This window comes from Pseudomonas syringae CC1557 (assembly GCF_000452705.1).
GTDB classification, from domain to species: Bacteria; Pseudomonadota; Gammaproteobacteria; order Pseudomonadales; family Pseudomonadaceae; genus Aquipseudomonas; species Aquipseudomonas syringae_F.
The window spans coordinates 20,418-42,896 of sequence record NZ_CP007014.1; the positions used below are offsets into that span (position 1 = coordinate 20,418).

Below are 22,479 nucleotides of genomic sequence, written 5' to 3' on the forward strand. Positions count from 1 at the left end.
GGATTCACCGCATGAGGAAATCACTACTCGCCCTGCTGTTCCTGACCGCCAGCGGTCTTGCCCAGGCGCAAGTGCAACTCAGGGAAGGCTATCCGCAGAGCTACACGGTCGTCGCCGGAGACACGCTTTGGGATATTTCCGGCAAGTTTTTGCGCGAACCGTGGAAATGGCGCGAGATCTGGCGAGCCAATCCGCAAGTTCGCGATCCCGACCTGATCTACCCCGGCGACACCCTTGCGCTGACTTGGGTCGATGGTCAGCCGCGTGTGACGCTCAATCGTGGCGAGTCGCGTGGCACCATTAAATTGTCACCGCGTGTGCGTAGCACGCCGACGGTCGAGGCCATCCCGAGCATCCCGCTGGGTGCGATCAACGCATTCCTGATCAGCAACCGTATCGTCGACAGTGCAGAGCAGTTCGACCGAGCGCCGTACATCGTCGCCGGCAATGCCGAGCGCGTGCTCAGCGGTGCGGGTGATCGCGCCTATGCGCGCGGCAGGCTGGACCCGGCCCACTCCGTCTACGGTATTTTTCGTCAGGGCAAGGTTTACGTTGATCCGCAGACCAATGAGGTGCTGGGAATCAACGCCGATGATGTCGGCAGCGCTGAGGTGATTGCCGCTGAGGGCGACATTTCGACCCTGACGTTGCAGCGTACCACCCAGGAAGTGCGGCCCGGCGATCGCCTGTTCGCCAGCGAAGAGCGGGCCATCAACTCGACCTTCCTGCCCAGCGCTCCGCAGGCTCCGATAGACGGTTTGATTCTGGATGTGCCACGTGGAGTGACTCAGGTTGGTGTGATGGACGTGGTCACCTTGAACAAAGGCAAGCGTGACGGCCTGACCGAAGGCAACGTGCTGGCGATCTACAAGACCAGCGAAACAGTGCGCGACCGGGTCACGGGCGACTACGTGAAAATCCCCGACGAACCGGCTGGCCTGCTGATGGTTTTCCGCACCTACGACAAGCTTAGTTACGCCTTGGTCCTGCAAGCCAACCGATCTTTGGCCATCATGGACAAGGTTCGTAACCCGTAGACGTATGTTTCAGTTCTGGCACGGATCTGTATGCCGCGCGAGCCAGTTATCAAATTGTTGTCAACAGAGTTATCCACAGGTTTGCGCATCATTTGAGATGCGTAATGGATCAGGGACGATCTCATGCCATTGTTCGAAAAAGCCCTCTCTTCGCCAGCAGAGCTGGAAGCGCGTTTGCGCATACATCGCTTGCCTGAAGTTGGACCGAAACGCTTTTCCAGGCTTATCGATGCGTTTGGTTCTGCCTCCTCGGCACTGAACGCACCTGCCAGTGCATGGCGTGCGCTGGGCATTCCGAGTGCCTGTGCCGAGGCCCGTCGTGAGGCCTCAGTACGCGATGGCGCGAGCGCTGCCCTGGCCTGGCTTGAGCGTCCGGGCCAGTATTTGCTGATGTGGGACGACCCTTGCTACCCCGCGCTGCTGGCCGAGATTGCCGATCCGCCGCCGCTGATTTTTATCGCTGGCGACCCTTCCATTCTCGAACGTCCGCAGCTGGGTATGGTAGGCAGTCGTCGCGCCTCCCGGCCCGGACTGGATACCGCCAGGGCGTTTGCGCGCAGCCTGGCAGGTGCCGGTTTTGTGATCACCAGCGGTCTGGCCCGCGGTATTGACGGCGCCGCGCATCAGGGCGCACTGGATGTCGGTGGGCATACAATCGGCGTGCTGGGCACCGGGCTTGAAAAACTTTATCCACAGCAGCATCGCGCACTCGCAGCACAGATGGCGGCACAGGGCGGCGCAGTGATTTCCGAGTTCCCGCTGGACGCCGGACCACAGCCCAGCAACTTCCCGCGTCGCAACCGGATCATCAGCGGCCTGTCACTTGGCGTGCTGGTGGTCGAGGCCAGCGTCGCCAGCGGATCATTGATAACAGCCCGGCTGGCAGCCGAACAGGGTCGCGAGGTTTATGCGATACCAGGCTCGATTCATCACCCTGGCGCCAAGGGTTGCCACCAACTGATACGTGACGGCGCAACGCTGGTCGAGACCGTCGATCACATTCTTGAAGGCCTGCAGCACTGGAAGAGCGTAGCGCCCGGTTCTGCGCCTGAGCCTGCACAACCCAAGCCTTGTGATCATCCGCTGCTGGCGCTGTTGCACGCCGCGCCACATACCAGCGAAGGGCTGTCGGTATCCAGCGGTTGGCCGTTGCCCAAGGTATTGGCAGGCCTGACCGAGCTGGAACTGGACGGAAGAATAAGCTGTGAAGCGGGACGATGGTTCGCCAGCGCGCCCTGAGGTTAAACTGCGGCCAGGATCCAGTGGAGAGACAGAAAATGGTCAGCAGTTGGCGTGTGCAGCAAGCCGCTCAGAATATTCGAGCCGGTGCGGTGATTGCCTACCCGACCGAAGCAGTCTGGGGGCTGGGGTGCGATCCGTGGGATGAAGAAGCGGTTTATCGGCTGCTGGCGATCAAATCCCGGCCGGTGGAAAAAGGCCTGATCCTGATCGCTGACAACATTCGCCAGTTCGACTTTCTGTTCGAAGACTTCCCCGAGTTATGGCTCGACCGCATGGCCAGCACCTGGCCGGGGCCTAATACCTGGCTGGTGCCGCATCAGAACCTGTTGCCCGAGTGGATCACCGGTATTCACGAAACCGTGGCGTTGCGTGTCACCGATCACCCGACCGTACGTGAGTTGTGCGCGCTGGTCGGCCCGTTGATCTCGACATCAGCCAATCCTGCGGGACGTCCGGCGGCGCGTTCGCGGTTGCGCGTCGAGCAGTACTTTCGCGGTCAGATCGACGGCGTGCTCGGCGGCAGCCTGGGCGGCCGCCGAAACCCCAGCGTGATCCGTGACATCGCAACCGGTCAGGTCATGCGCGCTGGCTAAAGCAGATGGCTCACGGAATCAGAATGGTCGAGCCCGTCGTGCGTCGGGCTGACAGCTCGATGTGCGCTTGTGCGGCATCCTTGAGGGCGTATTGCTGAATGCCGTCGACCTTGAGTTTGCCGCTGGCGAGCATGTCAAACAGCTCGTCGGCCATGGTTTGAAGGTTCTGTGCGTTATTGGCGTAGCTGCCCAGTGTCGGACGCGTGACGTACACCGAGCCCTTCTGCGCCAGAATGCCCAGGTTCACGCCTGCAACCGGCCCTGACGCATTGCCGAAACTTACCACCAGCCCGCGCTGCGCCACGCTGTCGAGCGACGTCAGCCAGGTGTCCTGCCCCACGCCGTCGTAGACCACCGGGCATTTCTTGCCGTCGGTCAGTTCCATTACACGTTTGGCGACATCTTCATGGCTGTAATCAATCGTCTCCCAGGCACCGAGCGCCTTGGCGTGGGCCGCCTTCTCCGGCGAACTGACCGTGCCGATCAGCTTCGCACCCAGCGCCTTGGCCCATTGGCAGGCCAGCGAGCCGACACCGCCAGCCGCCGCATGAAACAGAATGATCTCGCCCGGTTTCACCTGATAGGTTTGACGCAGCAGATACTGCACGGTCAGGCCCTTGAGCATCAGCGCAGCGGCCTGCTCGAAACTCACCGAGTCGGTCAGCTTGACCAGATTCGCCTCGGGCAGCACGTGTACTTCGCTATACGCCCCCAGCGGCCCGGTGCCGTAAGCGACACGGTCACCGACTTTGAAGCGCGTCACCTCAGCGCCCACCGCCTCGATCACACCGGCACCTTCAGCGCCCAGACCGGATGGCAAAGAAGGCGCCGGATACAACCCGCTGCGGTAATAGGTATCGATGAAGTTCAGGCCGATGGCCTTGTTACGCACACCCACCGCCTGCGGCCCCGGAGCCTCTGGCTCGAAATCGACATAGTCAAGAACCTCGGGTCCTCCGACAGTGCTGAACTGGATACGCTTTGCCATGTGCTCTCTCCTTGATGGTTAAAGGGCTGCGAAAAGACCCTATCGGACTCCTTCGCCCGACCTTCGTCAACTGCCAGCCCGCTCTGCCGATGGTATGCTACGCGCCAATTTGCCTGCGCCCCCTTTGTACCGGGGACCAGCCGTTTGACGTCAGCCGTAAGGGATCGCCATGAGTACCCGCACCGAGGCCGTAAAAGCCTATTTGCTCGACCTGCAGGATCGCATCTGCACTGCGCTTGAGCAGGAAGATGGCAGCGCACATTTCGTTGAAGATGCCTGGACACGTCCAGCGGGCGGCGGTGGTCGGACGCGGGTTATCGAGAACGGCGCGGTTATCGAGAAAGGCGGCGTCAACTTTTCCCATGTGTTCGGCAACAACCTGCCTCCGTCAGCCAGTGCGCATCGTCCTGAACTGGCCGGGCGTGGTTTCGAGGCGCTGGGTGTGTCGCTGGTGATCCACCCGCATAACCCGCATGTGCCGACGTCCCACGCCAACGTGCGCTTCTTCATCGCCGAGAAAGAAGGCGAGGAGCCGGTCTGGTGGTTCGGTGGTGGTTTCGACCTGACGCCCTACTATGGCGTCGAGGAAGATTGCGTGCACTGGCACCGGGTTGCCGAGCGCGCCTGTGCGCCATTCGGTGAAGACGTCTATCCGCGTTACAAGGCGTGGTGCGATACGTACTTCCACCTCAAGCATCGCGATGAGCCGCGCGGCATCGGCGGTCTGTTCTTTGACGACGTGAACCAGTGGGATTTCGAGACCAGCTTCGCGTTCATCCGCGCCATCGGTGATGCCTTCATCAATGCCTACCTGCCGATCGTGCGACGTCGCAAGGCTGCGGCTTACACCGTGCAGCAGCGCGAGTTTCAGGAGTTCCGTCGCGGGCGTTATGTCGAGTTCAACCTGGTGTATGACCGCGGTACGCTGTTTGGCTTGCAGTCCGGTGGCCGCACCGAATCAATCCTGATGTCGCTGCCGCCGCAAGTCCGTTGGGGCTATGACTGGAAAGCCGCGCCGGGCAGCGAAGAAGCGCGCCTGACCGAGTACTTCCTGACTGATCGCGACTGGTTGGCGGAAAACTGATGGACCAGTACGTCGTCTTCGGTAACCCCATTGCTCACAGCAAGTCGCCGTTGATTCATCGTCTGTTTGCCGAGCAGACCGGGCAGCAGCTGGACTATCGGACTTCGTTGGCGCCGCTGGATGATTTCACCGCGTTCGCCCAGGCGTTTTTTCTGACCGGGCGTGGTGCCAACGTCACTGTGCCGTTCAAGGAAGAGGCGTATCGCCTGGCTGACAGCCTGACCGGGCGTGGGCAGCGTGCCGGAGCGGTCAACACCTTGAGCAAACTCGACGACGGTACGCTGCTGGGCGACAACACCGACGGTGCGGGACTGGTGCGCGACCTGACGGTTAATTGCGGGATTGCTCTGCGAGGCCGGCGGATTCTGTTGCTGGGCGCAGGCGGTGCTGTTCGCGGGGCGCTGGAGCCGTTGCTTGCGCAGCAGCCTGCGGCGTTGGTCATCGCCAATCGTACTGTCGAAAAAGCCGAACGACTGGCGCAGGAGTTTGCTGATCTGGGTCCGGTGTTCGCCAGCAGTTTCGACTGGCTTGAGGAGTCGGTGGACGTGATCATCAACGCGACCTCCGCCAGTCTGGCTGGAGAACTGCCACCGATTTCCCCGAGCCTGATCCAGCCCGGTGCGACCTTCTGCTACGACATGATGTACAGCAAAGAGCCCACCGCTTTTTGCTGCTGGGCCACGGAACACGGCGCGGCGCAATCGGTTGACGGCCTGGGCATGCTGGTGGAACAGGCGGCAGAAGCCTTCCTGCTGTGGCGCGGCGTGCGCCCGGATTCAGCGCCGGTACTGGCTGAGTTGCGCAGGTTGCTGGCGACGGGCTGAAGCCTGTCTCTCGCTCCAAAGCTCCAGCGTGGGAACGCATTTCGTGACGCTCTGCGTCACAAGCCTGCGCCGCGCTGTGCGCTGAAGATCGGACGCATAGCGTCCAGAAATGCGTTGCCCCGCAGAGCGTCGGGACGATGAGTTATGGCTCAATCCTCAAACAGAATCGGGCATTTCTCCGCACCTTCCAGTTTGTGCAACTCCTCGATCACAGGTGGTCGGGCATTGCGCAGAACCAGCACTCGCCCTTGCCGAGCCAGGCGTCTGGCTTCCTGGTGAAGCATCTCGACACCCGAGTAATCGATGAAGTTGATCTGCTGCGCGTCGATCACCACGCGTTGCGCCTGGGTGCGTTGCAGGCGGGTTTGCAGGTAGTGGCTGGCGCCGAAGAAAATCGAGCCGCCCACGCGCAGGACATCTTCATCACCTTCACGCCACTGCTGCACACGGGGTTGCGAGGTACGTTTCAGGTAGAAGAACAGCGAAGCCAGAACGCCTGCGTAGATCGCGGTTTGCAGCTCCAGCAACAGCGTCGCCAGGCAGGTCAGCGCCATCACGAAAAACTCGGCGCGGCTGACCCGGAACAGCGCGCGAATGCCACGTCTATCCACCAGCCCCCAACAAATCAGCAGGATCGAGGCGGCCATGGCCGGGATCGGAATGTGCGAGATCAGCGAGGCTCCGGCGACAGCGAACAGCGCGACCCATAGCGCCGAAAATACCCCCGCCAACGGCGAGCTGGCACCCGCTTCATAGTTCAGCGCCGCACGGGTGAACGAGCCCGCAGACAGGTAGCCGGAAAACAGCGAGCCGACCATATTCGACAGCCCCTGAGCACGGACTTCCTGATTGGCGTTGAGCATCTGTTGCGAGCGTGCCGACAGCGAGCGGGCAATCGACAGGCTGTTGACCAGCCCGAGCATGCCCACCGCTACGGCCGTCGGCAGCAGCCTGAGAATCACCTCAAGGTCCAGCGACAGCGGGCTGAATGGCGGCAGATGCCCGACGAAGGCGCTGACCACGCGCACCTGACCAAACATGGCCGGCCACAGCCAGACCAGCAGACCGCTCGATACCAGCGTGATCAGCAGCGTAGGCCAGCGTGGCACCAGCGCCTTGAGGCCGATGCCCAGCGCCAGGGTCAGCAGCCCGAGTATCAGCGAAGACGTATCGACTTCGCCGCGATGTTCAAGCACGGCGTTCAGGCTGTTGAGGGCAGTGGTCTGGCTCGGCAGGTCGAGCCCCAGCAGATTGGGCATCTGTCCGAGGGCAATCACGACGGCAGCGCCCAGGGTGAAACCGATGACAACTGAGTGGGAAACGAAATTCACCAGAGCGCCGAAACGCATCATCCCCAGTAATAACTGGAAGACTCCGGCGATGAAGGTCAGCAGCAGGATCAGCATGATGTAGTCCTGACTGGCCGGAACGGCAAGCGGACTGACACTGGCATACAGCACGATGGAAATAGCGGCGGTCGGCCCGCAGATCAGGTGCCAGGAAGAGCCCCACAGGCAGGCGATGATGACCGGAACAATCGCGGCGTACAGACCGTACTCCGGCGGCAGCCCGGCGATCAGTGCATAAGCGATTGATTGCGGCAGCGCCAGAATCGCTCCACTCAAACCCACCAGCGCGTCCCGCCCCACGCTGGCGCGAGTCTGACGCGGCAGCCAGGCGAGAAACGGCAGGAATTTATGGTGATTGAGCCAGCGCATCGGTCCCTCGGGTGAGTAAATGTAGAGGACGCAGAGCGTCCGGAACTGCATGCACGCGGAGCATGGGCTCGATCAGCGTACGTCCTGAGACGCCTATCGTTGCTCACGCTCCAGCGTGGTAATGCCCTTCGTGACGCGCCGCGTCACCAACGACAGCATTACACCTACAACTTCGCCTTCACCGCCGCCAGCCCATCCTTGCCATCAACGGTTTGTACGCCATCCAGCCACTTGTCCAGCACCGTCGGGTTGGCCTTGATCCAGGCTTTGGCCGCGTCGCTGTTGCTGACTTTCTTGTTGGTCACGTCGGCCATGATGCTGTTTTCCATGTCCAGGGTGAAGCTCAGGTTGGTCAGCAGCTTGCCGACGTTCGGGCAGGCTTGTGCATAACCTTTGCGGGTCAGGGTGAAGACCGAGCCGGTGTCGCCGAAATATTTCTCGCCACCCTTCAGGTAGTGCATGCCCTTGATCTGCACATTCATCGGGTGCGGCGTCCAGCCGAGGAAAACCACAAACGCTTTCTTCTTCACGTTGCGATTGACCTCGGCGAGCATCGCCTGCTCGCTGGACTCAACCAGCTTCCACTTGCCCAGATCGAACTCGTTCTTCTTGATGATCTCCTGCAGCGACAGGTTGGCGGGTGCGCCCGAGCCGATGCCATAGATCTTCTTGTCGAACTTGTCGGCAAATTTGCTCAGGTCGGCAAAATCGTGCACCCCTGCGTCCCAGACGTAATCCGGCACAGCCAGCGTGAACTCGGTGCCCTCAAGGTTTTTCGCCAGTTGCGTCACATCGCCAGTGGCCACGAACTTGTCGTAGAAGCCCTGCTGCGCCGGCATCCAGTTACCCAGAAACACGTCCAGCTTGCCGTCTTTCAAACCGCCGTAGGCAATCGGCACCGCCAGCGTGTCGACCTTGGCCTTGTAGCCCAGGCCTTCAAGCACCAAGCTGGTGATGGCGTTGGTGGCAGCGATGTCGCTCCAGCCAGGATCGGCCATCTTTACGGTGCTGCAACTGGCGTCCTCTGCTTGTGCCGCAAGGCTGCCGAGCGTCATGACTGCGGCTGCAACGGCTGTGGATAACTTCTTCATTGATGTACCCCTTTTTTGATTTTTTTGGTGTGGGCAGGGTCAAGGTTGCGGAAAACGTGCCTTGCGCTCCAGATCGTCGAGATCAATGTGGTTGCGCATGTACTGCTGACTGGCGTCGACCAGTGGCTGGTGATCCCAACTCTTCAGCTTGCCGGTTGCCAGCGATTTGGCGACAAAGCGCCTTCTGCGCTGGCTGGCGAGCACCTGTTGGTGTATCGCCGGGATGTCCCATTTGGCCCGAGCTTCGACCAGGAAGTCATTGAAGATCTTTTCATGAGCTGCCGATTGGCTCAGATCCTTTTGCTCTTTCGGGTCCTTCTTCACATCGAACAGCAGGCACGGGTCCTGTTCCGAGTAAATGAATTTGTAGGCGCCACGACGGATCATCATCAGCGGGCTGTTCGTGCCTTCGGCCATGTATTCACCAAAGACCTCATCGTGCCCGCCTTTGCGTTTCAGGTGCGGCATCAGCGAGCGTCCGTCCAGCGGCAAGCCGGCGTCCAGCTTGCCGTTGGCCATTTCGACAAAGGTCGGCAACAGGTCGGCCGTCGACACTGAAGCACTGACCCGGCCCGGTTTGAACTGCCCCGGTGCATACACCACCAGCGGCACGCGAGCGGCCATTTCAAACCAGTGCATTTTGTACCAGAGGCCCTTCTCGCCGAGCATGTCGCCATGATCGCCGGAGAACACCACGATGGTGTCTTCCCCCAGCCCGACTTCATCCAGCGTCTGCATCAGTTTGCCGACGTTAAGGTCAATGTAGCTGCAGGCGCCAAAGTAGGCGCGGCGCGCATCACGAATCTTGTGGGTCGGCAGTGGTTTGTCCCACAGGTCGTAGACCTTGAGCAGCCGTTGCGAATGCGGGTCCAGCGCGGCCTGATTGGCGTGCGGCGTAGGCATCGGGATTTCGTCGTTGCTGTACAGGTCCCAGAACGGCAGCGGAATGGTGTACGGGTCGTGCGGGTGAGTCATGGAAACAGTCAGGCAGAACGGCGCGTCACCGTCCTGCCGCACATGGTCGTAGAGGTACTGCTGAGCCTTGAACAGCACCTCTTCATCGAAATCCAGCTGGTTGGTGCGAATGCACGGGCCCGCCTGCAAAACCGATGACATGTTGTGGTACCAGCTCGGCCGCACATCCGGTTCGTCCCAGTTCACCGACCAGCCGTAGTCGGCGGGGTAAATATCACTGGTCAGGCGTTCTTCGTAACCGTGCAACTGATCCGGTCCGCAAAAATGCATCTTGCCCGCGAGCGCGGTCTTGTAGCCCAGTGCGCGCAGGTAATGCGCATAAGTCGGGATATCCGCCGGAAAGTCGGCCGCGTTGTCATACGCGCCGATCTTGGTGGGCAGCTGACCGCTGACCAGAGTGAAGCGCGATGGCGCACACAGCGGGCTGTTGCAATATGCCGAGTCGAACACCACGCCCCCAGCGGCGAGGCGGCTCAGATTTGGCATCAGAATTGGTGAGCGGGCGTATAACGGCAACATCGGCGCGGCCATTTGATCGGCCATGATGAACAGAATATTTTTGCGCTTCATGTAATCGCTGCATCCCATTGTGAAAAGTTATGCGAAAGTGCCGGGTACGAGGATGAAGCCCTCGTGTTTGATGGTAAAGCCCATGTGCAGCAATGCCTAGGATAAGCACCGCTTATGTTTAAAGCTTTTGGCGATATGTCCCTCGATCTGCTGCGTGCCTTTGAAGTTGCAGCCCGCCTGCGCAGCTTTACCGCTGCGGCAATCGAGCTAGGCACTACCCAGCCTGCCGTCAGCCAACAGATCAAGCGCCTCGAAGAACAGCTAAACACCCGGCTGTTTGACCGGATTTATCGTGGCATCGAGCTTACCGAAGCCGGTGAAATATTGTTCAGCCATGTGCAAGCTGGCTTGCAGTCCATCGACAGCGGGCTGATAGCTATCACCGAGCAGCACCAGCACGAGGTGCTCCAGGTCGCCACTGACTTTGCCTTCGCCGCCTACTGGCTGATGCCGCGCCTGCACCGCTTCCACAAGGTCAACCCGGACGTGGACGTCAGTCTGGTGACCAGCGAGCGTACCCACAGCATGTTACGCGCTGATATCGATGTCGCCGTACTGTTCGGCGACGGGCGTTTCAAACAAGGCGAAAGCCACTGGCTGTTCAGCGAAGAAGTCTTCCCGGTGTGCAGTCCGTTGCTGATTGCCGGCCGCCAGACGCCTTTGTCCAATGACGCCTTGCGCGACTTTCCGTTGCTGCACCTGCGCGGCGAGAGCATCAACAACTGGTTCGACTGGGCGGGTGTGTTCCGCGCACTCGATATTCCCCAGGCCCCCGCGCCCGGTCAGCTGCGCTTCGACAATTACACCTTGCTGATCCAGGCTGCGATAGGTGGACAAGGCATCGCTATCGGCTGGAAGCATCTGGTCGATGGTCTGCTCGATCAGGGCCTGCTCTGCCGCCCCATCGCCGGCGCTGCGATTTCCGGCCACGGTTACTACGTGGTTTTGCCTCAACGTAAACGACGGGTGCAGATCGTTCAGCAATTCATGGACTGGCTGGCGAGTGAACAGGCGTTGAGCGGGGTTTCATTGGCGGGTAGGCCGTTGCCGTCGATTGCGGTGTAATATTGCCCTGCTGAAAAGTGACCGTTCGGTCTGTTACAGCGCAAACTTCAAAAAAAAATGGTCATGCATACGCTTTAAGATCATCAGCCGCCTGCCATAGGCCGCTTGAAATAAATGCTGAAAAGACCAAGACAGAGGGTCATCAGAAATGCCGGATCTACTCATCGACGGTAAGACACTTCACTATTCTGACCAAGGCACTGGCCCGGTTGTCTTGCTGGGGCACAGTTACCTCTGGGACAAGGCGATGTGGAGTGCGCAGATCGACACGCTGGCCAGCCAGTATCGGGTGATTGTGCCGGACCTTTGGGGGCACGGGGACTCCAGCGGGTTTCCAGAGGGCACGCGCAATCTCGATGATCTGGCCCGCCACGCGCTGGCGCTGCTGGATCATTTGAATATCGAGCGTTGCAGCATCGTCGGGCTGTCGGTGGGTGGTATGTGGGGCGCCATTGCGGCGCTGCTGGCGCCTGAGCGCATCATCGGGCTGGTGTTGATGGACACTTATCTGGGCAAGGAGTCGGAGGCCAAGAAGGCCTACTACTTCTCGCTACTCGACAAGCTGGAAGAAACGGGTGCTTTCCCTGCGCCGCTGCTGGACATCGTGGTGCCGATCTTTTTTCGTCCTGGCATTGATCCGCAGTCGCCTGTGTATCAGGCCTTTCGAGCGGCGTTGGCGGGCATGAATGCAGAGCAGTTGCGCGAGTCCGTTGTACCGTTGGGGCGGATGATCTTTGGCCGTGATGACCGGCTCGGGTTGCTTGAGCAACTGAATGCAGATACCACACTAGTAATGTGCGGCGATGCGGACATCCCGCGCCCGCCTGAGGAAACTCGTGAGATGGCCAGTCTTATTGGCTGCTCTTATGTGCTGGTGCCTGAGGCGGGGCATATCGCCAATCTGGAAAATCCGGCGTTTGTGTCGGGGGCTTTGATGGCGTTTTTGGCGCGGGTGAATCAGAAGCAGGGTTGAGCACATCAGACGCTCAAGATCGGACGCAGAGCGTCCAGAACGGCATGCCGACGCGGAGCGTCGCACGATAGTCGAGATTATCGTTCCTCACGCTCCAGCGTGGGAACGCCCTGCGTGACGCTCCGCGTCACAAGTCTGCACGTGGTCGCGCATTCAAGGGCGTCAGCAGGCTATCAATTCAACACCCCATCCAGAATCGCGTACACAATTCCCGAACCCACGGCGATCAGCACCACGTCGGTGCCCAGGCGGCGCCATTCGTAGCCGTCATAACGTGGCAGGTATTGCAGCGAGCGGCTGTCCAGGCGTTTGCCGTAACCCGGTGGCAACGGACGGCCCTTGGCGATGTGTACGCCAGGTGGCAACGGCTGGCCTCGGCCGATGACGTCGCGGTGTTGCTGGAAAGTCTGGCGCACGTCGCCGAAATCCTGCGGTGGACGGTTGCCGCCACGGTTGTCCTGATGAGCCTGTTTACCAGGCTGATTGCCCGGGCCTTTATCCGGACCCCTGCCGTTATCATTGCCCGGACCACGGTCATTGCCAAGCTCGTTATGCCCGCCATTGTCCTGCGGCCCCGGTTGTTGGAGACCACGGTTATCGCCCGGGCCCTCGCCGCGCTGGTCTGGCGGCGCAGCTTGCAGCAGCGGGCTGGCGCTGATCATCAAGATGCCCAGGCCAGTGATAAAACGGTTTGGCAGTTTCATGGGTGCTTCCTCGGCGTCACTCAATGCAGCAAAAAAGGGGTTCATGACGATGGTCATGAACCCCTTATGTCTTGCTACATAGAACCGTTGATAGCGCTTTGATTCCTCTGTATCAGAAACTTTACCCTCAGCTGGCGCGCGCGTTACGTACACCCTCGGCCAATGCGGCGCACAGCGTCAGTACGCCATCAATCGCTTGCTCCGGCGACTCGGCGGTGGCGATCTTGTCGACGAACGCCGAGCCCACCACAACACCGTCAGCCAGACGAGCAATGGCGGCGGCCTGCTCGGGTGTGCGAATACCGAAACCAACGCTGATCGGCAGATCAGTGTGACGACGCAGACGCGCGATGGCTTCAGTGACATGCTCGGTGGTCGCCGAACCGGCACCGGTCACACCGGCAACCGACACGTAGTAGACAAACCCGGAGCTGCGCTGCAACACACGCGGCAGGCGCGCATCGTCGGTGGTCGGCGTGGTCAGGCGGATGAAGTCGATGCCGGACGTCTGCGCAGGGGTTGCCAGCTCGGCATCGTGCTCGGGCGGCAGGTCAACGATGATCAGGCCATCGACGCCCGCTTCCTTCGCCTGCGCCACGAACGCTTCAACGCCAAAACGATGAATCGGGTTGTAGTAACCCATCAGCACGATCGGCGTGGTTTGATCGTCGACACGAAACTCGCTGACCATCTGCAAGGTTTTTTGCAGGGTCTGGCCCGCGTCCAGGGCGCGCAGTGTCGCCAGCTGAATGGCTACTCCGTCTGCCATCGGATCGGTGAACGGCATGCCCAGCTCGATCACGTCAGCGCCCGCAGCCGGCAAGCCCTTGAGGACTTTAAGCGAAGTGTCGTAGCCAGGATCACCGGCAGTGATGAAGGTCACCAGCGCCGCACGGCCTTCGGTTTTCAGCTGGGCGAAACGTTGTTCCAGACGGCTCATACCAGCGTCTCCTGAGTTTTTTCAGCGGCTGCCATGTGATTCATGACGGTTTGCATGTCTTTGTCGCCGCGCCCGGACAGGCACACGACCATCAAGTGATCGTCACGCAGGTTGGTCGCCCGCTTCATGGCCTCGGCCAGAGCGTGAGCGGTTTCCAGCGCCGGGATGATGCCTTCAAGCAGGCAGCATTGATGGAACGCGTCCAGCGCTTCATCGTCGGTGATGCTGACGTATTCGACGCGCTTCACTTCGTGCAGGAAGGCGTGTTCCGGACCGATGCCTGGATAGTCCAGACCGGCAGAAATCGAGTGCGCATCGGTGATCTGCCCGTCGCCATCCTGCAGCAGGTAGGTACGGTTGCCGTGCAGCACACCCGGTACGCCGCCATTCAGGCTGGCTGCGTGCTTGTCTGTGTTGACGCCATGACCGCCTGCTTCGACGCCGATGATTTCTACGCTGGCGTCGTCAAGGAACGGGTGGAACAGGCCCATGGCGTTGGAGCCACCACCGACGCAGGCAATCAGGCTGTCCGGCAGACGGCCCTCTTTCTCCTGCATCTGCTCTTTGGTTTCCTTGCCGATGATGGACTGGAAGTCACGCACCATCGCCGGATACGGGTGGGGGCCTGCCACGGTGCCGATCAGGTAGAAGGTGTCGTCTACATTGGTCACCCAGTCGCGCAGGGCTTCGTTCATCGCATCTTTCAGGGTGCCGGTACCGGAGGTGACCGGGACGATTTCAGCGCCCAGCAGCCTCATGCGGAACACGTTCGCCTGTTGACGCTCGATGTCGGTTGCGCCCATGTAGATCACGCAAGGCAGGCCGAAACGTGCAGCAACGGTTGCAGTCGCAACGCCGTGCATACCGGCACCGGTTTCCGCGATCAGGCGTTTTTTGCCCATGCGTTTGGCCAGCAGCACCTGGCCGATGCAGTTGTTGATCTTGTGCGCGCCGGTGTGATTGAGCTCTTCACGCTTGAAGTAGATCTTCGCTCCGCCGCAGAACTCGGTCAGGCGCTCGGCGAAGTACAGCGGGTTTGGGCGACCCACGTAATCGCGCTGAAAATAGGCCATCTCTTTGATGAATTCCGGGTCAGCCTTGGCGGCTTCGTACTCGCGGTTGAGGTCTAGCACCAGCGGCATCAGGGTTTCAGCCACGTAGCGGCCGCCAAATGAGCCGAATAGGCCGTTGGCGTCAGGGCCGCTGCGGAGATTGGTCTGGGTCATGAGGTGCTCCAGTTGCAGTAATGGGCGAATTGGGTGAGCCGGATCGGCAATGGGTCCACTTTAACCAGCGCGCGCCCGGATGAAAACCGATAAGATCGCCACAACCTGTCAGGAAAACTCACATATCATGAGCCGCGACCTCCCTCCCCTGAATGCTTTGCGTGCCTTCGAAAGTACCGCCCGACTGGGTAGCGTCAGCCTCGCCGCCGGGCAATTGAGCGTTACGCACGGCGCTGTCAGTCGTCAATTGAAGGTGCTTGAAGAGCATTTGGGCGTCAGCCTGTTCAGCAAGGACGGGCGTGGCCTGAAACTCACAGATGCGGGCATTCGGTTACGCGATGCCAGCGGCGAAGCGTTCGACCGGCTGCGAGGTGTGTGCGCCGAGCTGAGCAAGGGCAGCGCCGACGCGCCGTTCGTCCTGGGTTGTTCCGGCAGCCTGCTGGCGCGCTGGTTTATCCCGCGTCTGAGCCGCTTGAACGCTGACCTGCCGGACCTGCGCCTGCACTTGTCGGCTGGTGAAGGCGATCTTGATCCACGTCGCCCCGGGCTTGATGCACTGCTGGTATTCGCCGAGCCGCCCTGGCCTGCTGACATGCAGGTCTTCGAACTGGTCAGCGAACGCATCGGGCCGGTTTTAAGTCCGCGATTCGAGCGATTTGAAAGCCTGTGTAATGCGCCCGCCGAGGCTTTGCTCGACGAATCTCTGCTGCAAACCACCTCGCGCCCGCAAGCCTGGCCAAGCTGGGCACAGCAGAACGGCATTGATGAGCAAGCGTTACGCTACGGTCAGGGTTTCGAACATTTGTATTATTTGCTGGAGGCGGCCGTGGCTGGCCTGGGTATTGCGATTGCGCCGGAGCCGTTGGTCATTGATGACCTGAAAGCCGGACGCCTGGCTGCGCCATGGGGTTTCAGTGAAACCCCGGCGCAGCTGGCGTTGTGGGTACCCAGACGTGCGGCCGATGGTCGGGCGCAACAGTTGGCTCAGTGGTTAAAAAATGAGCTTAAGCAGTCTGGGGACCCGATCAGAATCTGATCAGTTGCCGCGCTTGAACAGCATGTAGGCTGCGATCAGGCCGATGGCACCTACAGCAACGCCAGCGGTAGTCCATGGGTGTTCCTGAGCGTAGTCACGAGTAGCCAAAGCGTTTTCGCGAGTTTTTTCTTTGACGTCTTCATAGACATCGCTCAGCAGGCTGCGCGAATGGCTCAGCGCGCTTTCAGCGTTGGCTTTCAGGGTTTTCAGGGTCTTGCGCGACTCGTCGGTAGCATCGGCTTTCAGGCCTTCGAGCGACTTCAGGAGGCTCTCGATTTCAGCTTCCATGCTCTGCAACGAGGCCTTGCGTAGTGAAGTAGTAGCCATGGTGTTTCTCCTGCAATGATGAGTGAGCGTGTGTTGTTTCGGACTGCGGGCTTTTTGGAAAGTGCGATGCGATTTGTACAAAGAGCTGAACTTTTGCGCGCGTTCCCCTGACAGAAGCAGGGAGCGCGCTCTATATCGCGTCTTTTTCAGACCCTCAGGAGAACTGCCATGACCGATCACCACACGTACAAAAAAGTCGAAATCGTCGGCTCTTCCACCACCACCATCGAAGATGCCATCAATAACGCTCTGGCCGAGGCCAGCAAAAGCCTCAGCCACATGGAATGGTTTGAAGTGACTGAAACCCGTGGTCACATCGAAGACGGCAAAGTGGCGCATTTTCAGGTCACCCTGAAAGTCGGCTTCCGTATCGCCAACAGCTAGGCAGCGCTGAACCTTTCGGCTGGCCGATTGCCATAACCTGCGCTATATACCACGTGACCCGTCAACGGGCGGGTATGAGCGCGGGGATGTTCAATGGGCGCCTGTTCCGATGGCGTCTTTATCTGGCCGGACGAGAGGGATTACCCATGAAGAAGTTTATATTGGCTGTAGGCTTGTTGAGCATCGCAGGCACTGCCTTCGCGGCAGGCAAGCCATGTGAAGAGTTGAAAAGTGAACTCGACGCAAAGCTCCAGGCGAAGGGCGTAACGTCCTACACGCTGGAAGTGGTCGAGAAAGGCAGCGCGGCAGGCAAGCAAGTCGTCGGCACCTGCGAAGGCGGCAGCAAAGAAATCGTTTACCAGCGCGGTTGATTACCGGTAGAGCCTGGCCCTCGAAGCTGATTCAGGTCAGGCCGCCGGTTAATCCCGTTGCAGGTTTCACGAACAGAATCGCCCCGGACTGTCACCAGTCCGGGGCGATTCTGTTTAGGGTCGAACACTTGCTGATTTACAAGATCGCTTAGCCGTGTGCGACCTGCGCGAGGATCTCGTAGGAGCGCAGCCTGTCTTGGTGCTCGTACATGTCGCAGGTGAAGATCAGCTCATCGGCATCGGTCTGCTCCAGCAACACGTCCAGTTTGGCGCGGATCTTTTCCGGACCGCCGACCATCGCCAGCCCGAGGAAGCTTGCCACTGCTTCACGTTCGTGCGGCAGCCACAGGCCGTCCATCGAGTCCACGGGTGGCCGCTGCATCAGGCTGTGCCCGCGCATCAAGGCGAGAATGCGCTGGTAGACCGAGGTCGCCAGGTATTCGGCCTGCTCATCGGTGTCTGCCGCCGACAGCGGAACGCCAAGCATCACGTAAGGCTTGTCGAGCTCTGCCGAGGGCTGGAAGTGATTGCGATAGACGCGAATCGCTTCGTGCATGTAGCGCGGTGCGAAGTGCGACGCGAAGGCATACGGCAGTCCGCGCATGCCTGCCAGTTGAGCGCTGAACAGACTTGAGCCCAGCAGCCAGACCGGCACGTTGGTGCCCGAGCCCGGTACGGCGATCACTTTTTGATCAGGTGTGCGTGGCCCGAGGTATGCCATCAGTTCGGTCACATCATCCGGGAAATCCTCAGCGCTGCCGGAGCGTTCACGGCGCAGGGCACGAGCAGTCATCTGATCGGAGCCAGGCGCGCGACCCAGACCCAGATCAATTCGATCAGGATACAGGCTCGCCAGGGTGCCGAACTGCTCGGCCACCACCAGCGGCGCGTGGTTGGGCAGCATGATCCCGCCCGACCCGACCCGAATGGTCGACGTGCCACCAGCCAGGTACGCAAGCAGCACGGCAGTCGCCGAACTGGCGATGCCGTCCATGTTGTGGTGTTCAGCCACCCAAAAGCGGTTATAGCCCAGTTTTTCAACGTGCTGAGCCAGGTTCAGGGAATTGCGCAGGGACTCGGCGGGACCTCTGTCATGGCGCACGGGCACCAGATCAAGGGTAGAAATCTTTACATCTGCCAGACGTTTCATAGGCCGGGGTAGCTCCTCGAATTGAGATGGGCTGGCTGCTGGAGCTGCCCACGATGAAACAGCAGTGCGGGCGCAAGTCTTGCTTTTCAATGGCAGTCGGGTAAAAACCTACTTAAACAGTAGGTCTTTCCGACGGTTGAACTTTCCAGGACGGTCTATCCTCAGAACCTTGTAACAGCAATGAACCAAATTCATTCCAAAAGGAGCCACCATGAGCATCGTCAAGAAAGCATCCGCCCACTGGGAAGGTGATCTGAAAAGCGGTATCGGCAGCATCTCCACGGAAACCGGCGTGTTGCGTGAAGCACCTTACGGCTTCAAGGCACGTTTTGAAGGCGGCAAGGGCACCAACCCTGAAGAACTGATCGGCGCAGCCCACGCAGGCTGTTTCTCGATGGCATTGTCCATGATTCTGGGCGGCGCAGGCCTGACCGCTGAAAGCATCGATACGCAAGCCGATGTGACGCTGGACCAGGTCGAAGGCGGCTTTGCGATCAGTGCCGTGCATTTGACCCTCAAGGCCAAAGTGCCGGGTGCAACACAAGAGAAGTTCGACGAACTGACCAAGCAAGCCAAAGAAGGCTGCCCGGTTTCGAAAGTGTTGAACGCCAAGATCACTCTGGACGCCACATTGGTGAGCTGATCCTCGGTGGGCTTTGCGGGAGCGCCTTGTGCGCTCCTGTATCTACTGTATAAAGCTGGCTTGCTTCATCGGTCATGCGTTAATGCGCATGGTTTGATTTTGATCAGGAGTCGAGCATGAAACGTTTTATTCTGGCAGTGACCTGTACTGTGCTGGCGACCGGTGCGCTTGCAGCGCCGAAATCCTGTGAAGAACTCAAGGATGAAATCGAAGCCAAGATCCAGGCCAACAACGTAACGTCTTACACGCTGGAAATCGTCGCCAACGAAGAAGCCACCGATCCCAACATGGTCGTCGGCACCTGCGCTAACGGCACGAAAAAAATCATCTACCAGCGTAATGACCGCTGATCAGATGCAGTGCACGCCGCCCTCTTCTTCCTCTTCGGCCACCACCTTGCGCTCTGCATCGTAAAGCCAGGCGTCGACACTGTTGGCCATTGAGCGCACCTCCAGCATGTAGTGCTGCCCTGCGGCGAAGTGGTCATAACGAACACTGACGTAACAGGTGATCTCGGTGTACTCATCGCCGATCATGCCCATCCCGCCCGACCGGTATTCGTAATCATAACGCACCTGTAACTCGTGACTGCCCGGCGTCACCTGAAAATAGCGCCCGTCATAAGTGTTCTCGCCATCGAGCTTGTCGGCCATGATCAACTGGCCGGTGATGGTGCGCATGTCGACCCACGCCATGTTCGGGTCGACGGCTGGCAAAGGGCCTGCGCATCCGGCGAGCGTTACGAGGGTGAATGCGGTTATCAGAGGGACGAGGCGCATTTGGTGGTTCCGTGCCAAGTGGATTGAGGTGTTGCTTGGGGCATACCCTGCCATAAGTAATCGACGGTTTTGCCTTCAGGGTCAGCCGTTACCAAACATTTGCCACAACGAAGCCCCCACTCCCGTCATGCTCTCCCCGGCGATCAAGCCCGCCGCAACGGTAATGGCGAAGCGTTCGGTGAGGCTCGCCCAGCGACAGCTCACTGCCCACGTGAGCAGCGCACCCAGGGCCATCATCAAAGACACCGAAGCGGGCAGCACAAACGCCAGGCCCAAGGCAGCGGCGCTCGGTAAATAGCGGACGCGATGAGCGGGCAATGTGCTGTCGAGGATGCCCAGTAACGTCCCCGCCATACCGGCAATGAAAATAGCCCAGCGGATGCTCTCCGACAACGAGTCCAGCCCGTGCGTCAGGGTTTGCGCCACGGCTTTCCAGGTGGCCACTGCCGGCGCTGGCCACTCCTCGGTAAGCAGCATGGTTTGCGGGTCTGGGATCAGTGCCATGTAGGCCAGCACGCCCACGATACTGCCTACAAAAATCCCCAGCGTCTGAGCGACCAATTGCTTGCGTGGCGTGGCGCCAATCGCCTTGCCCACCTTGAAGTCGTTCATCAAGTCCGTGCATTGCCCGGCCGAACCGCCAGCGGTATTCGCGCTCATCAGATTGATCGTCACCTGGCCGGGCGCGACGATACCAAAGCTCAACTGCGACAACTGCCCGATGGCCCCAATCGGCGGAATGCCCGTCGCGCCGACCACCCGCGCAGCCACTGCCGCCAGGCAAATCGCCAGAGGGATGGTCAACAACGCCATCCACAGATTGATGCCGAACAACAACGCCTGAAGGCTTACCACGAGGATGATCGACAGCAGCAAACCAAGTGCGGGCCCCGGCTTTGGCATCGCCCAGACAGTCCCGCTGCTCGCTTTAGTGGACGCGTGCAATCCCCACAACCGAATCGCCAGCGACGCCAACGTCGAGCAGACCATCAAGCTCACTCCCGGCCACAACAACCACGCCACCAATGCCGCGAACTGCGGGCCATTGCTGCCAGCTGGCAAGGTCACCAGCCCTTGCGCCAATAACCATGGCGCCAGACCGCCCCACGCCAGCAGTGCACCGAACAACAGCGTCACACCCACACGAATCCCGATGATTGCGCCGAACCCCACCAACAACAGCGAAGGGTCAGCAGTAAACGTCAGCCGCTCCAGCTGCGCACTTGGCGACCAACGCGGAAACGCCCACACAAAGGTATCTACCCACTTCGCCAGCCCGGACAGCAACGCAGCACTGAGCAACACTTTCAACCGCGTGGCGGCCTCACGACCCTGATTGTAAATGTGCAACAGCGTCTCCAGCGTCGCCATGCCCTCCGGAAACTTCAGCGACTTGTCATTGAGCAACGAAGGCCGCAAATACCACGCAATCCAGATTCCCAGAAAACTCACCGAAAACACCCACGCCATCATCGGAACAGCGTCCAGCTGCTGCCCGGTCAACAACGTATACGCCGGAATCGGCGCCACCAACCCGCCGGAAATGATGGACGCAGCGGCCGACGCTACCGTTTGATTGATGTTGCTCTCATGCAGCGTCCACGGTGGCTGATTGGGCGAACGCCTGGCCAGGCCTTGCCAGATGGCGTAACCGATCAACAGCGCGATGATCGACATGTTGAACGACCAGCCAATCTTCAGGCCTGCGTAGACGTTGGAGGGGGTGAGCAGAATGCCCAGGATGATGCCAGTGATGACGGCACGCAGGCTGAGTTCGCGTTGGACGGGGGGGATGTCGGGAAGTGGGGTTGTAGGCATGCGGAATCCTTTCGGCTGTGGGCGTTGAGGAAGGTATAGCTACTGCATTAGAAAAGAGTGTTGGGGTGGGTGAAGGTTCAAGGGGGCTGCGTGCTGAATATTGACCAGTTACTTTACCGGATTTCTTGATTTAACACTTTGATCAAAAGGTGTTGTCATGCCAAGAGGTATAGCGGGATCAAATTATTAGTCACTTCACCTTAAATTGATTCTGTGGTATTCGTGGTTACTCATAGCTTAGCGTACACTTCGTCAAAGTTTTTAAATGATTGTTTGACGTTGTATCGCAGCATCAGTGATGCGGAAATCTTGACCATGGCCTCGAAAAGCGCGTGCCCTGACAGAATTTCACATTGTCCTACGCATTTTCCGCCGGGCTCATAAGCATAGACAGTGTAGAAAACGCCATGAGATCCTCGGTTTAAGCCTGCTGTAACTTGCGTTACAGGGCTGGTTCCTGTCGCAAAATCGTGAAGCGAAAATTCCAAGACATCATCAAAAGGGATGAACATAGCAGAAACGGACATCACGAACAGACTTGCGATATCCAAAGCTTCCTCAACTGCTTTGAGCTCAGGGGGATCGTATTCGTGCTCAAGTATATTTCGCATAGCAACTGCTTTGCGCAAAAGACTTGGTGCCAATAACCCAAGAGCTCTCAACTGCTCTATTTTTTTTGGTACGTTCCATCGAAGTGAGGGATAGCCAAGCGAAATTAGCAGTTGATCTAGCTGGCAGACAATCGCACGCTTAATATTAGTCGTCGCATTTACAAGTGCCGAGAGCCCGCCCCGTTCAAAGTCTTCCTCCGCCAAGCTCAAGAAGTCGACAGGCGAGGTCTTCAGCTCAATCATAGTGAAGCTGCCACCACCTAACGCTACTCCGCATTTGCTCATATCGAATCCATGAGCAGTGCAAAAATCTTTGATGTTCATCTCAGA

General features: G+C 59.4%; 24 protein-coding genes. 12 read left to right on the forward strand and 12 right to left on the reverse strand.

What is annotated here, in order from left to right:
• Positions 1 to 11: 11 nt before the first annotated feature.
• The 3 genes from N018_RS00085 to N018_RS00095 all read left to right on the forward strand — a co-directional run bounded on the left by N018_RS00085 (position 12) and on the right by N018_RS00095 (position 2,872).
• Positions 12 to 1,037 (forward strand): LysM peptidoglycan-binding domain-containing protein, encoded by a 1,026-nt coding sequence (locus N018_RS00085; protein ID WP_025388537.1) that lies wholly within the window; start codon positions 12 to 14, stop codon positions 1,035 to 1,037.
• Positions 1,038 to 1,160: 123 nt separating this feature from the next.
• Positions 1,161 to 2,276: a DNA-processing protein DprA gene (dprA, locus tag N018_RS00090; protein ID WP_024647558.1), complete on the forward strand. Its 1,116-nt coding sequence runs from the start codon at positions 1,161 to 1,163 to the stop codon at positions 2,274 to 2,276.
• Between the two features lie 38 nt (positions 2,277 to 2,314).
• Positions 2,315 to 2,872 (forward strand): L-threonylcarbamoyladenylate synthase, encoded by a 558-nt coding sequence (locus N018_RS00095; protein ID WP_003379455.1) that lies wholly within the window; start codon positions 2,315 to 2,317, stop codon positions 2,870 to 2,872.
• Positions 2,873 to 2,882: 10 nt separating this feature from the next.
• Here the strand turns inward: N018_RS00095 and N018_RS00100 are convergent, their stop codons facing one another.
• Positions 2,883 to 3,860: an NADPH:quinone reductase gene (locus N018_RS00100; protein WP_025388538.1), complete on the reverse strand. Its 978-nt coding sequence runs from the start codon at positions 3,858 to 3,860 to the stop codon at positions 2,883 to 2,885.
• A 169-nt stretch (positions 3,861 to 4,029) separates the two neighbouring features.
• On the opposite strand from N018_RS00100, the gene hemF reads away from it, so the two are divergent.
• Together hemF and aroE are read left to right on the forward strand one after the other, a co-directional pair.
• A complete protein-coding gene (gene hemF / locus N018_RS00105) occupies positions 4,030 to 4,944 on the forward strand; it encodes an oxygen-dependent coproporphyrinogen oxidase (RefSeq protein ID WP_024647560.1) in 915 nt (304 codons plus the stop codon).
• Positions 4,944 to 5,768 carry a shikimate dehydrogenase gene (gene aroE, locus N018_RS00110; RefSeq protein ID WP_024647561.1) on the forward strand — a complete coding sequence of 275 codons (825 nt, stop codon included), beginning with the start codon at positions 4,944 to 4,946 and terminating at the stop codon, positions 5,766 to 5,768. The genes hemF and aroE overlap by 1 nt, the downstream gene beginning before the upstream one ends.
• Before the next feature lie 149 nt (positions 5,769 to 5,917).
• On the opposite strand, the gene N018_RS00115 is transcribed toward aroE, so the two are convergent.
• From N018_RS00115 to betC, 3 genes are all read right to left on the reverse strand, one after another.
• Complete coding sequence (locus N018_RS00115; RefSeq protein WP_024647562.1) at positions 5,918 to 7,486, reverse strand: SulP family inorganic anion transporter; 1,569 nt, start codon at positions 7,484 to 7,486, stop codon at positions 5,918 to 5,920.
• A gap of 164 nt (positions 7,487 to 7,650) precedes the next feature.
• Positions 7,651 to 8,577 (reverse strand): choline ABC transporter substrate-binding protein, encoded by a 927-nt coding sequence (locus N018_RS00120; protein WP_024647563.1) that lies wholly within the window; start codon positions 8,575 to 8,577, stop codon positions 7,651 to 7,653.
• A 39-nt stretch (positions 8,578 to 8,616) separates the two neighbouring features.
• Entirely contained in the window at positions 8,617 to 10,122 is a 1,506-nt protein-coding gene (betC, locus tag N018_RS00125; RefSeq protein ID WP_025388539.1) for a choline-sulfatase, read from the reverse strand.
• A gap of 114 nt (positions 10,123 to 10,236) precedes the next feature.
• Between betC and N018_RS00130 the strand changes: the two genes are divergently transcribed.
• Complete coding sequence (locus N018_RS00130; protein ID WP_025388540.1) at positions 10,237 to 11,187, forward strand: choline sulfate utilization transcriptional regulator; 951 nt, start codon at positions 10,237 to 10,239, stop codon at positions 11,185 to 11,187.
• Positions 11,188 to 11,335: 148 nt separating this feature from the next.
• A complete protein-coding gene (locus tag N018_RS00135) occupies positions 11,336 to 12,160 on the forward strand; it encodes an alpha/beta fold hydrolase (RefSeq protein ID WP_025388541.1) in 825 nt (274 codons plus the stop codon).
• 173 nt (positions 12,161 to 12,333) lie between these two features.
• Here N018_RS00135 and N018_RS00140 read toward each other — a convergent pair whose 3' ends face one another.
• From N018_RS00140 to trpB, 3 genes are all read right to left on the reverse strand, one after another.
• A complete protein-coding gene (locus N018_RS00140; RefSeq protein ID WP_025388542.1) occupies positions 12,334 to 12,864 on the reverse strand; it encodes an anti-virulence regulator CigR family protein in 531 nt (176 codons plus the stop codon).
• Between the two features lie 127 nt (positions 12,865 to 12,991).
• Positions 12,992 to 13,804 (reverse strand): tryptophan synthase subunit alpha, encoded by an 813-nt coding sequence (gene trpA, locus N018_RS00145; protein WP_024647571.1) that lies wholly within the window; start codon positions 13,802 to 13,804, stop codon positions 12,992 to 12,994.
• A complete protein-coding gene (gene trpB, locus N018_RS00150) occupies positions 13,801 to 15,030 on the reverse strand; it encodes a tryptophan synthase subunit beta (RefSeq protein WP_024647572.1) in 1,230 nt (409 codons plus the stop codon). Before trpB ends, trpA begins: the two co-directional genes overlap by 4 nt.
• Positions 15,031 to 15,109: 79 nt before the next feature.
• Here trpB and N018_RS00155 point away from each other — a divergent pair, with 79 nt between their 5' ends.
• Entirely contained in the window at positions 15,110 to 16,066 is a 957-nt protein-coding gene (locus N018_RS00155; protein WP_024647573.1) for a LysR family transcriptional regulator, read from the forward strand.
• Here N018_RS00155 and N018_RS00160 read toward each other — a convergent pair whose 3' ends face one another.
• Positions 16,067 to 16,393 (reverse strand): DUF883 family protein, encoded by a 327-nt coding sequence (locus N018_RS00160; protein ID WP_005894735.1) that lies wholly within the window; start codon positions 16,391 to 16,393, stop codon positions 16,067 to 16,069. It lies immediately after the preceding gene.
• Between the two features lie 168 nt (positions 16,394 to 16,561).
• On the opposite strand from N018_RS00160, the gene N018_RS00165 reads away from it, so the two are divergent.
• Together N018_RS00165 and N018_RS00170 are read left to right on the forward strand one after the other, a co-directional pair.
• Positions 16,562 to 16,777 (forward strand): dodecin, encoded by a 216-nt coding sequence (locus tag N018_RS00165; RefSeq protein WP_024647574.1) that lies wholly within the window; start codon positions 16,562 to 16,564, stop codon positions 16,775 to 16,777.
• A gap of 146 nt (positions 16,778 to 16,923) precedes the next feature.
• Entirely contained in the window at positions 16,924 to 17,148 is a 225-nt protein-coding gene (locus tag N018_RS00170) for a DUF1161 domain-containing protein (RefSeq protein WP_024647575.1), read from the forward strand.
• A gap of 148 nt (positions 17,149 to 17,296) precedes the next feature.
• On the opposite strand, the gene N018_RS00175 is transcribed toward N018_RS00170, so the two are convergent.
• Positions 17,297 to 18,298, reverse strand: a complete 1,002-nt coding sequence (locus N018_RS00175) for an LLM class flavin-dependent oxidoreductase (protein ID WP_024647576.1) — start codon at positions 18,296 to 18,298, stop codon at positions 17,297 to 17,299.
• Positions 18,299 to 18,509: 211 nt separating this feature from the next.
• Between N018_RS00175 and N018_RS00180 the strand changes: the two genes are divergently transcribed.
• Together N018_RS00180 and N018_RS00185 are read left to right on the forward strand one after the other, a co-directional pair.
• A complete protein-coding gene (locus N018_RS00180; RefSeq protein WP_024647577.1) occupies positions 18,510 to 18,941 on the forward strand; it encodes an OsmC family protein in 432 nt (143 codons plus the stop codon).
• 116 nt (positions 18,942 to 19,057) lie between these two features.
• Positions 19,058 to 19,291, forward strand: coding sequence for a DUF1161 domain-containing protein (locus N018_RS00185; RefSeq protein ID WP_024647578.1), 234 nt, complete (start codon positions 19,058 to 19,060; stop codon positions 19,289 to 19,291).
• Here N018_RS00185 and N018_RS00190 read toward each other — a convergent pair whose 3' ends face one another.
• From N018_RS00190 to N018_RS00200, 3 genes are all read right to left on the reverse strand, one after another.
• Entirely contained in the window at positions 19,292 to 19,636 is a 345-nt protein-coding gene (locus tag N018_RS00190; RefSeq protein WP_032606457.1) for a hypothetical protein, read from the reverse strand. It abuts the gene before it with no gap.
• Positions 19,637 to 19,801: 165 nt separating this feature from the next.
• Positions 19,802 to 21,538: an OPT family oligopeptide transporter gene (locus N018_RS00195; RefSeq protein WP_025388543.1), complete on the reverse strand. Its 1,737-nt coding sequence runs from the start codon at positions 21,536 to 21,538 to the stop codon at positions 19,802 to 19,804.
• Positions 21,539 to 21,768: 230 nt separating this feature from the next.
• Positions 21,769 to 22,473, reverse strand: coding sequence for a hypothetical protein (locus tag N018_RS00200; protein ID WP_025388544.1), 705 nt, complete (start codon positions 22,471 to 22,473; stop codon positions 21,769 to 21,771).
• Positions 22,474 to 22,479 lie beyond the last annotated feature (6 nt).